The 10979-nt window shown below is 68.0% G+C and carries 6 protein-coding genes and 1 pseudogene; 4 read left to right on the forward strand and 3 right to left on the reverse strand.

The window, feature by feature from the left end:
* Nucleotides 1-174 (reverse strand): toprim domain-containing protein (locus VFG33_RS34405; RefSeq protein WP_325057199.1); only part of this gene is annotated, 174 nt, incomplete at its 3' end.
* 407 nt (nt 175-581) lie between these two features.
* On the opposite strand from VFG33_RS34405, the gene VFG33_RS34410 reads away from it, so the two are divergent.
* The 4 genes from VFG33_RS34410 to VFG33_RS34425 all read left to right on the forward strand — a co-directional run bounded on the left by VFG33_RS34410 (nt 582) and on the right by VFG33_RS34425 (nt 9182).
* Nucleotides 582-4307 carry an NPCBM/NEW2 domain-containing protein gene (locus VFG33_RS34410; RefSeq protein ID WP_325057194.1) on the forward strand — a complete coding sequence of 1242 codons (3726 nt, stop codon included), beginning with the start codon at nt 582-584 and terminating at the stop codon, nt 4305-4307.
* A 315-nt stretch (nt 4308-4622) separates the two neighbouring features.
* Nucleotides 4623-5924, forward strand: a complete 1302-nt coding sequence (locus tag VFG33_RS34415; RefSeq protein WP_325057195.1) for a cytochrome P450 — start codon at nt 4623-4625, stop codon at nt 5922-5924.
* A gap of 74 nt (nt 5925-5998) precedes the next feature.
* Nucleotides 5999-7600, forward strand: a complete 1602-nt coding sequence (locus VFG33_RS34420; RefSeq protein ID WP_325057196.1) for a GGDEF domain-containing protein — start codon at nt 5999-6001, stop codon at nt 7598-7600.
* A gap of 13 nt (nt 7601-7613) precedes the next feature.
* Nucleotides 7614-9182: a GGDEF domain-containing protein gene (locus VFG33_RS34425; protein ID WP_325057197.1), complete on the forward strand. Its 1569-nt coding sequence runs from the start codon at nt 7614-7616 to the stop codon at nt 9180-9182.
* On the opposite strand, the gene VFG33_RS34430 is transcribed toward VFG33_RS34425, so the two are convergent.
* Nucleotides 9175-10638 (reverse strand): DUF7059 domain-containing protein, encoded by a 1464-nt coding sequence (locus VFG33_RS34430; protein ID WP_325057198.1) that lies wholly within the window; start codon nt 10636-10638, stop codon nt 9175-9177. The two genes, VFG33_RS34425 and VFG33_RS34430, sit on opposite strands and share 8 nt — an antisense overlap.
* Before the next feature lie 36 nt (nt 10639-10674).
* Nucleotides 10675-10979, reverse strand: a pseudogene (locus VFG33_RS34435) (DUF2785 domain-containing protein); the annotation flags it as partial.

Genomic DNA, 10979 nt, shown 5'->3' on the forward strand with positions numbered 1-10979 from the left:
GTCGGCGCCCTTCGGCAGGTCCCGGATGTGTCCGAAGCTCGACTCCACCACGTAGCCGGGCCCCAGGAAGCCGGCGATCATCCGCGCCTTCTTCGGCGACTCGACAATCACCAGCCTGCGTCCGGTCGTCGAAGACGTGCCGGACGATGTCTTGGTCCCTGTTGCCCCTGCCACTGCGCTCCTCGCCTGTCAACCCTCGTCGTGCCCCACAACCCTGCGGTCGCGTTGCTCATTCCCCCATGACCTCAGCGCCGTGCACTGAACCCCCTGAGCACAACCGACCCGCCCGAGGACAGAGTACGGCCGACTGCAACGCATTTCTCAACGCACCGTAACCGCTGAGGGCGCCCGAAACCGCATTCGGGTGACGGCAAGCACCCGAAATCCCTGATCAGCGCACTCCGAACCATGGTCAGGGCAGACCGCCGGCGCCGCCCGTCTCCCGGCGCGTCCTCCGGCCGGGAACCCGATCGGAGCGATCCGCGGTCAGCTAGTGACAACCAGTGGGTCGCTGAGTTATCAATGACGCAATTCTGTTCATAGATGCGTGAAGTGAGGCCCCCGTGAGCATCTTTGTCCGCATGAAACGTTCGGCCGCGGTGGTGGCGACAGCCCTCGCCCTGGTCGCCGGTGCCTTGGTGAGCAATGGCGCGCCGGCCGCCGCCCAACCCGGAGACACCTCGCTGGGCGCGGTGACCGGCTTCGCCGCCGACTCCTCGACGTACACGCTGACCGCCGGTCCGGCGAAGGTCCGGGTGGTGTTCCTCAAGGACGACGTGTTCCGGCTCTGGCTGGCGCCGGACGGGAACTTCACCGACCCCGCCAGTACTCCGCCGGAGGATCCGTCCGCACCGGCTTCGACCATCGTGACCAAAACCGACTACGCCAAGCCCCGTACCTCCTGGCGTGACCGTGGCAGCTACTACTCACTCACGACGGACAAGATCGAGGTGCGCGCGACCAAGTCACCGCTGCGCTTCTCCCTGTACCGGTCCAACGGGCAACTGGTGTGGTCCGAGACAGCACCGCTCTCCTGGAACGACAACTCCGCCAGCCAGTCGCTGAGCCGGGGCGCGACCGAGCAGTACTTCGGTGGCGGCATGCAGAACGGCCGGTTCTCGCACCGCGGCCAGACCATCACGGTCGCCCGCGACTTCAACTGGGAGGACGGCGGCAACCCGAACGCCTCGCCGTACTACATGAGCACTGCGGGCTACGGCGTACTGCGGAACACGTTCACCCCGGGCAGCTACAGCTTCACCGAGCCCGTGGTCACCAAGCACGAGGAGAAGCGGTTCGACGCGTACTACTTCGTCGGAGACCTCAAGACCTCGCTCAACCGCTACACCGAACTCACCGGCCGCCCGTTCATGCCACCGATCTACGGACTCGAGTACGGCGACTCCGACTGCTACAACCGCGGCCACTACGCCACCGACCCGGATCCCAGCAACGACTGGAAGGTCACCCCGGACAAGGTGACCACCTTGGATGCGGTGAAGGTGGCCCAGAAGTTCCAGGACGAGGACATGCCAGGCGGCTGGATGCTGGTCAACGACGACTACGGCTGCGGCTACTCCGACGACACGGACTCGGAACAGGTCGACGGCACCTGGTGGGGCAAGCGCGAGATCCCGCCGCTCAAGCAGACCGCCGAGGAACTGAACAAGCGCAACATCCAGATGGGCCTGTGGACCCAGTCCTCGCTCGACCGCCAGCCGGCCGAGGTAGGCGAGGCAGGAGTCCGCGTACGCAAGCTGGACGTGGCCTGGGTCGGCCCGGGCTACCGGTACGCGCTCAGCGCCTGCGACACCGCGCATGACGGCATCGAGCAGTACAGCAACGCTCGCGGCTACGCGTGGATGGTCGAAGGCTGGGCGGGTGCACAGCGATGTGCAGTGCAGTGGACCGGCGACCACAGCGGCTCACTGGACGCGATCAAGTGGCAGATCCCGGCCATCACCGGCTCGGGCAACAGCGGTATCGCCTACAGCGCGGGTGACGTCGACGGCATCTTCGGGGGCTCGCCGACGAGCTACGTGCGCGACCTGCAGTGGAAGGTGTTCAACCCGGCCTTCATGACGATGTCCGGCTGGGCGACACCGGCGTACAAGCAGCCGTGGACGTACGGCGAGCCCTACACCTCCATCAACCGGAAGTACCTCAAGCTGCGCGAGCGGTTGCTCCCGTACTTCTACTCGTACGCCGCTGAGGCCCACCGCACCGGTGCTCCACTGAACCGTTCGCTGGTCCTCGAGTACCCGAACGATCCGAAGACCTGGGACGACACCACGAAGTACGAGTTCCTGGCCGGCAAGGAGTTCCTGGTGGCGCCGATGTGGGGCGCGGACGAGGTGAAGAGCGGGATCTACCTGCCCAAGGGAACCTGGGTGGACTACTGGTCCGGCAAGGTCTACCAGGGCCCGACAACGGTGAACGGCTACCACGCCCCGCTCGACACGCTGCCCCTGTTCGTCAAGGGTGGCGCAGTGGTCCCGCTGTGGAAGAGCGGCATCAACTCCGCCGCCGAGCAGGGCTTCGCGGACCGCCTGACGGTGGACATCTACCCGGAGGGCAAGTCCTCCTTCTCCCTGTATGAAGACGACCGGGTCACCCGCGACTACAAGCAGGACAAGTCCGCCACGCAACTATTGGAGGTCAACGCCCCGGTCGCCGGGCGCGGCGACGTCACCGTGAAGCTCGGCGCAAGCCGTGGTTCGTACACAGGCAAGCCGTCAGCACGCCCTTACGAGCTGACGGTCCACACCGATACGGCACCGCGCGACGTCTCGATCGACAACCGCAAGCTCACCAAGCTGGTCAGCAAGAACGCCTACCTCGCAGCCTCCACCGGCTGGTACTACGAGAACGGCACCGTGCTGGTGAAGACCGCATCGATCTCCACGTCGCGGGACGCCACGGTCCGCCTGTCCGGCACCACCTCGGTCGGCGGCGGCAAGACCGTCTCCGACACCTTCGGTACCCCGGAACTCTCCACCCCGTCCCTGTGGAACGCCCCGGGCCAGGCAACCGAGGTCTCCGCAACCTTCCGGAACGCCGGTACTACGACCATGCGCGATGTCCGGTTGACCCTCGACCTGCCGCCCGGGTGGTCCGCTACCGGCACAAGCACCTTCGCCAAGGTCGAGCCGGGGAAGACTGTCTCCACCAAACTGCAGGTGACACCGGCTGCCTCGGTGAACCCGGCGAGTTTCACCTTGCGCCTCGACGCGTCGTACCGGGTACATGACACCACGTACAAGAACAGCACTGTGGCGACCGCTCAGTTGCCCTACGCATCGTTGTCCCAGGCAGCGAATGTGGTCGGCGTGAGCGATGCGTCGACGTATGCCCAGGGCAACTTCGACGGATCCGGCAACAGCTTCAACGGCGAGGCACTCGCGGCCGCCGGCTACACGCCGGGCGCCAAGGTCACCGTGCAGGGCGCCGAATTCACCTGGCCGACAGGCGCACCGGGCACCCCGAACCTGGTGAAGAACCAGCCTGCGCCGATCCTGGTCTCCGGCACCGGAACACATCTGGCTTTGCTCGGCGCGGGCGCCAGCCTGAATGCGAAAGGCAGCGTCACCGTCATCTATACCGACGGATCCGAGTCACAAGCCCCACTCCAACTCCCGAACTGGTGTTGCCAGGACCCAACGACAGGTGGCGCCAAACTGGCAGTGTCGGTGAAGGGCCGCTACACGCCTGCCGGTCTGGCCAACACCACAACGGACTACCGGGTCTTCTACACCGCAGTACCGCTGGAATCCGGTAAGACGGTGAAGGCGATCAAGCTGCCCGGCGGCGGACTCGGATTCTTCGCCGCCACCCTGGCCGACAAACCGTTGCCGCCCGCACCCACCGGTCAGCCGTGGGTGAGCGACCTGGAATGGATCGACTCGACCAACGGCTGGGGCCCGGTCGAACGGGACCACAGCAACGGCGAGGATGCCGCGGGAGACGGCGGACCACTCACCCTCGACGGCACGCAGTACGCCAAGGGTCTCGGCACCCACGCCCCGTCCTCGGTCAGCGTCCGGCTGGGCGGCAACTGTTCATCCTTCACCGCCAAGCTCGGCGTGGACGACGAAATGGAGGATCGCGGCAAAGTCAGCTTCAAGGTCCTGGTCGACGGTGTGGCGAAGTACACATCCGATCTCCTCACCGGATCCTCTCCCACCGTCCCCGTCACCGTCGACGTCAGCAACGGCCAAACCCTGAGTCTCCAGGTATCGGACGCGGGCGACGGTGTCACCAGCGACCACGCCGACTGGGCCGAAGCGCGCCTGACCTGCAACCCCTGAGGTGGTTGCTGGCGCAACTAAATCGTCACCGCAGACCAACGCCGCCAGCACATCCGACTTTCGGCTGAGTTTCCCCTGAGCTGCCCCCGGGACCACCTGATTGCCGTTCCAGGGACGGTACAGGTGGGATCCGGTGGCAAGCTGGTCCCTGTCCATGACAAGGTCTGAGCTGGCAAGACCATGGCCCCCTCCCATGGTGGTGCCAACGCCACTACACAAGTAGTGCCAACACCATCAGATCTGGTCCCGGTAGCGGCTAGTTTCAACAGAGACGACACCGTCAGGACAGTTGTTCAGAGAGGGCGCGTGGGAGCCATGGTTGCGACATACCTGAAGAGATGGGTCGGCAGCCGATTGCTGAACAGGACCACTCGAAGGGGTGGTCTGGACCTGTCGAAGATGCGGATGTTCCCGCGTCAGGTCTCGATGCCGCTGCGCCGCGAGGGACTGGACCCGGTCCCCGAGCTGGGCGACATCCGCGAGGTCGAGCCGGTGCACAAACTGGCCCACCTTTTCGGGCTGAACGTGTGGGTGGTCAGCGGCCATGCGGAGGCGAAATCCGTGCTCGCCGACACCGCCAACTTCAGCAACGACATCCGGCCGCTGGTCGGCTCGGACCCGAACAAGCCGTCCGAGGGCATCGGCGGCCTGGGCTTCACCGATCCGCCGGACCACACCCGGCTGCGCAAGCTGCTCACCCCGGAGTTCACCAAGCGGCGGCTGGCCCGGCTGGAGCCGGCCATCGAGAAGATCGTGAACGACCAGCTCGACCTGATGGAGGCCAAGGGCCCGGTCGTCGACATCGTCGCGGACTTCGCCTTCAACGTGCCGTTCCTGCTGATCAGCGACCTGCTCGGCGTCGAGGAGTCCGACCGCGACCGCTTCCGGGCGCTCGGCCCGGCCAGGTTCGACCTGTCCGGCGGTGGGATCGGGGTGTTCGGTTCGGCCAGCGAGTCCCGCGACTTCCTGTTCGAGATCGTCGGCAAGCAACGCGAGAATCCCGGCGACGGCCTGATCGGCTCGATCATCCGCGAGCAGGGCGACGAGATCGACGACATCGAACTCGGCGGCCTGGCCGACGGGGTCTTCCTGGGCGGCTACGAGACGTCGGCCAGCATGCTCGCGCTCGGCACCCTGGTGCTGCTGCGCGACCCGGAGAACTTCGCCCGGATCCGGAACGAACCGGGCGCGGTCGACGCGATCGTCGAGGAACTGCTGCGCTACCTGACCGTGGTCCAGGTGGCCTTCCCCCGGTTCGCCCGGCACGACCAGGAACTGTTCGGCCAGCAGGTGAAGAAGGGCGACCTGGTCGCCGTGTCGCTGTCCGGCGCCGACCGCGACAAGGAGGTTTTCGGCCAGGACGCGGAGGACTTCTACCCGAAGCGGGCCCCTGCCGCGCACCTCGCCTTCGGGCACGGCATGCACCGCTGCGTCGGTGCCGAGCTGGCCCGGATGGAGCTCCGCGCGGCGTTCACCGCACTCGCCCACCGCTTCCCGGATCTGTCCCTGGCCATCCCCGAGGATCAGCTGCGATTCCGCGACTTCTCCATCGTGTACGGCGTCGAGTCTCTGCCCGTCCAGCTGCACTCGGCCGAGGCCCGGCAGGTCGCGGGCTGACGTCCTGCTCGCTGTTGCCTGCTGGAAGGCAGTGACAGCGGCCCCCACCGCGACCACAATGGGCGGTCCCACCCGTGCGGCGAGTGACGGGACCGACCAGGAAGCCGAACTTCGAGATGGTGATGGACGCGGGTCCGCTGACGGATCGGATCAGTGCGGCCATGACCCTGGCCCAGTCGGGTGGTCACGCCGCCGCGGCGGTCGAGGTCGACGCGATCCGGGCCGAGCTCGGCCCTGAGCCCAGCTACGAGCTCGCGGCCGCCGAGTACGTCCGCGGTGTCTGCGCGCATCACGCGAGCGACGCCGACGGGGCGCTCGCCGCGGTGGAGGCCTGCGTGCAGATCGGCCGGGCGATCGACGAGCCGGGCTGGGAGGCCAACGCCCTAGCGATCCGGATCATCACCCTGGGCCGTAGCGGACGCGGTGGCGACACGGTGAACGACCTGGTCGCGGCCGAGCATGCTCTGAGTAGGACGACGGACCCAGGTCTCGCCGCCTGGGGCCACACCGGAATCGGCTACGCCTATGACGTACTGCGGTTGTTCGAGCTCTGCGTCCCGCACTACGAACTGGCCGCCGCGTCCGATGTCGACGTTTTCGCGCTGGCCGAGTCCCCGGCGATCGACCGGCTCAATCTGGCGGAGACCCATCTGCGCTGGTCCCACGAACTTGAGCGGCTCGGCGACCCGGCGTACGAGGGAGAGATCAGGGAGCTGCAGGCTTCGGCCGAGCGTTGGGCGCGTGAAGCTGAGCGAGTGATCGTCGACGACGAGAGCCAGGAGTACTGGCGCTTGAGCACACAGCTGTGGCTGGCCGCAGCGGCGACGGCGAAGGACCCTGCGGCTGCTGCCGCCGAACTGATGGACGGCCGCGACCGGATCAGCAAGCTGGGCGAGACAGAGCGGCTCGCGATCGCCGGTGCCTACCTGGCAAGAGCTCTTGCTGCTCAGGGCTACCACGCTGAGGCCAAGGCCGCGGCAGATCGGGCTGCGGCTGACCTGATCCCGCTGGCTGATCCGTCGACGCAGTTGCTGGTGCTGCAGACCAGATCGGAGCTTGCCGCTAGTACCGGTGCGCTCGGAGCCGTTGCCGGCTTGGCTTATGCCCGCTCGGTGGCCAGAGGTTGGTGGAAGGAACGACAGCGCGCGCTGAACGCAGTACGGCATGCGCTGGTGGCGCACGACCTGTCGGCGCGGCACGATGCCGAGTGGCACGCGGCCCGGCAGGATGCGCTGACCGGGGTCGGCAACCGCCGCGCCCTGGACGAACGCTTGACCGCAGCCCGTACTTCGCAGCGCGCGGTCACCCTGCTGGCCATCGACGTCGACGATCTCAAGCTGGTCAACGACAGCTTCGGGCACGCCTGTGGTGACGAACTGTTGCAGGTTGTTGCAAATCTGCTCCTGGAACAAGCGCGAGCTACCGATGCCGTGGTTCGATCGGGTGGGGACGAGTTCTTCGTGGTGCTCGACCAGCCGGACGCCAAGGGTGGCTTCCAGTTGGCCGAGCGGATCCGGGCAGCGGTAGCCCGGACCGCGGCGACGACACCCAAGCCGTGGCTGGCCAGGCTCGGCCTGAGCATCGGGTACGCCGCGACGGCGGAAGGCGTGCCGGTGGAGTTGCTGGTCCCGCTGGCGGACAGCCGGCTTTATGAGGACAAGCGCCGCGTGCGCTGATCAAGGAGGTGTAGTGCGCGAGACCTCGGGGGTAACCGCCCGGATCGCCGAGGCGATGACGCGCGCCCAGTCGGGCCGGCCGGCCGAGGCGGCGATCGAGATCCGCCGGATACTGACCGAGCTCGGGCCGGAGCCGACCCACGAACGCGCGGCCGCCGAGTACGTCCGGGCCGTCGCGGCCCACCACGGTTCCGATCCCGGCGAGGCCCTGGACGCGGTGGACAGCTGCATCCGGGTATCGCGCGCGATCGACGAACCAGGCTGGGAGGCGAACGCGCTGGCCATCCGGATCGTCACCTTGATCCGGACCGGGGAGGGCGGCGACTCGGTGGCGGACCTGGTCGCCGCGGAGAACGCGCTGTCCCGGACCCGCGATCTCGCCCTGACGGCCTGGGCACACACCGGACTCGGGTACGCCTACGACCTGCTGCGGCTGTTCGAGTTGTGCATCCCGCATTTCGAGCTGGCGGCCGCCACCGACAGCGATCCGCTCGGGCTGCCCGAGTCGCCGGCGATCGACCGGCTCAATCTGGCCGAGTCCAATCTGCGCTGGGCGCACGAGATGGAGCGGCTCGGCGATCCGGCGTACGACGAGAACATCCGGCGCCGGCGGTCCGAGGCGCGGCGCTGGGCGGCGGAGGCGATCGAGGTGATCGTCCGCGACGACCTGCTCGGGTACTGGCCGATCGCCGGGCGGCTGTGGCTAGCCGCTAGCGACGGTGACGCCGAGCCGGCCGCGGCCGCGGTGATCCTCAAGGACTGCCGCGACCAGCTGGCCAAGCTCGGAGACCTCGAACTGACCGCGATCGCCGGTGCCTACCTGGCGAGGGCCTACGCGGCGCTCGGGCAGCTCGACGACGCCCTGGAAGCCGCCGAGCGCGCCGGTACGGACCTGCCGCCGACTCCCGATCCACCGGTGGAGGCGCTGATCCGGCACACGGCCGTGCAGATCGTCGCCGGCTCGGGTGACGCCGGCGCCACGGCCGGTCTGCAGTACGCCCGCGCGATCACCCGAGGCTGGTGGGCCGAGCGACTCCGCGGCCTGTACGCCGTCCGCAGCGCACTCGCCACCCACGATCTCTCGATCCGGCACGACGCCGAGTGGCGAGCAGCCCGGGAGGATCCGCTCACCGGCGTCGGGAACCGCCGCGCCCTGGACGAGCGGATGGCCGCGGCGATGGACTCCGGTCGCTCGATCGCGGTGATCGCGATCGACGTGGACAACCTGAAGGTGGTCAACGACAGCCACGGCCACGCCTGCGGGGACGAGGTACTGCGTGGGGTCGCGCACCTGCTGACCGAGCAGTCGCGGGCCGATGACGTGGTCGCCCGGGCCGGTGGTGACGAGTTCGTCGTCGTCCTGGACAACCCGGACGAGCGGGGCGCGCGGGAGCTGGTCGAGCGGATCAGGACCGCAGCCGACCGGGCTGCCGCGACCGCAGTGGAGCCGTGGTTCGCCATGCTCCGGCTGAGCATCGGCCAAGCCAGCAGCACCGACGGCACGTCGATCAGCGAGCTGCTGACCGAAGCGGACCGCCGGATGTACGCCGACAAACGCCAGCGCCGCAGCGCTTCTAACTAAAGAAGCCTTCGACCACCAAGCGGCGGATCTCGGGCAGGTAGTCCTCATGGACCTCGGCCGGCTCGCGATCGAGCAGACTGGCCAGCGCATCGAGGATCTGCCCCACGCTGAGGTCGCCATCGCAGGCGCCGACGAACCCTGCCAGCACTGTGTCCGCCTGCTCCGCCCTGCGCATCCCGCGCTGCCGCCTTAGGACGATCGTTGCCGGATCCTCGGCTCCCGGCGGTCCCGCGGTCTCCTGGATTACGTCCCCGGCGACCACGAGGTGCAGCCCGGTCAGGTCGTCCGGCAAGCCCTCCGACCGCTCGAACCTGGTCAGGACGTGCGGCCCGATCGGCTGCTCGATCTCGTACGGCCACTCCTCGGCGTACAGGCTTCCCGTCACGTTGTGCAGGTTGATCCAGCCCATCCCGATCGCTTCCACCTGCTGCTCGTCGAGCCACCTCAGCCAGGCGTCGTACCGGCTCGTGTACTCCGGCCGCCCGTGCAGGCCCGCGTCGCGCAACCACAGCTCGACGTACTCGGCCGGGTCGAGTTGCTCGCGTTGCACCGCCCAGCTCGACAGGTCGCCGGTCCAGCCCGCGATCCGTTCGCGCCAGTCCTCGCCTCGCACGCAGGTCCAGTTCGCGAGCAACTGACACCACCCACCGGGCGTCAGATGCGCGGGCGCCTCCCGGACGAGCTGCTCCACCACCGAATCACCCGCGAACCCGGTCTCCCGGTATGTCAGCCGCCCGTCGCCCGGCGGCGCGATCACGTACGGCGGGTTGCTGACGATCAGGTCGAACCGCTCATGCTCAACGGGTTCGTAGAGACTCCCGTTGCGCACGTCCAGGTCGATCCGATTGAGTGCCGCCGTCCATCGGGTCAGCTGCAGCGCTCGGGGATTCACATCGGTGGCGACAAGGTGGTTCGTACGGTCGGCCAGGTGCAGAGCCTGGATGCCGCACCCGGTGCCCAGGTCGAGAGCCGAGTCCGCCTTGATCGGCACGGTCAGCTTGACCAGGCTTAGGCTCGCGGGAGCGATGCCGAGCACATAGTCCGGACGCATCGGCTCACGACGACCGTCCAGCCCCGGCGTCAGGTCCGCCACCACCCACCAGCGGCGGTCGTCCTCGGCGTACGGCCGGACGTCGACCGCAGCCAGCAGTTCGTCGCCCTCGCGCACGATGATGCCTAGAGCAAGAAATTCGTCCAGGATGTCCGGAAACGCCTTGCTGAGCAGGGATTCCGGCGCAGCACGTTGGAGCAGGAAAAATCTGATCAGGACATCGAGCGGGTCGCCTGCCGCTGTCTGCCGGTACGCGAGGGTCGTCTCGTTCCGCCCCAGCGCATCGTTGGCCTGGGCACCCAATCGCGCGGCGACCCCGTCGACCGTGTAGTCGGCCGCCTCGAAGGCGTCCCGCAGTCGATCAACCACCCGGGCGGTCGGCTCGCCCTGCCCTGATTCGTCCATGCGGACATCCTTGCAGGCAGACGGTGGGGCGGTGAGTCAGAAGTAGTACGGGGTGGCGGCGCGGAAGACCTCGACGAGCTTGGAGCGGACGGCCTCGCGGTGGGGGACCTCTGTCCCGCTCTGCCCCGTCACGGTCAGCCTCACCCGAACACCCTGGTCGATCATCACGTAGACGACGCGCAGGGTGCGGAGGGTGTTCCCGAACTCTGCCCGGAAGCCGTCGGTCGGCGCGACCGCCAGCGCCCGGGCGGCGGGATCGAGCCACTCGGTCGCGTCCGCCTCGGTCAGGCTGGACCGGGTCAGGGTGGCCGCCAGGGCGTAGCCGAGGCGGTCGTCCTCGA

Origin of the sequence: Kribbella sp. (genome assembly GCF_035687465.1) — a bacterium.
Taxonomy (GTDB): Bacteria; Actinomycetota; Actinomycetes; order Propionibacteriales; family Kribbellaceae; genus Kribbella.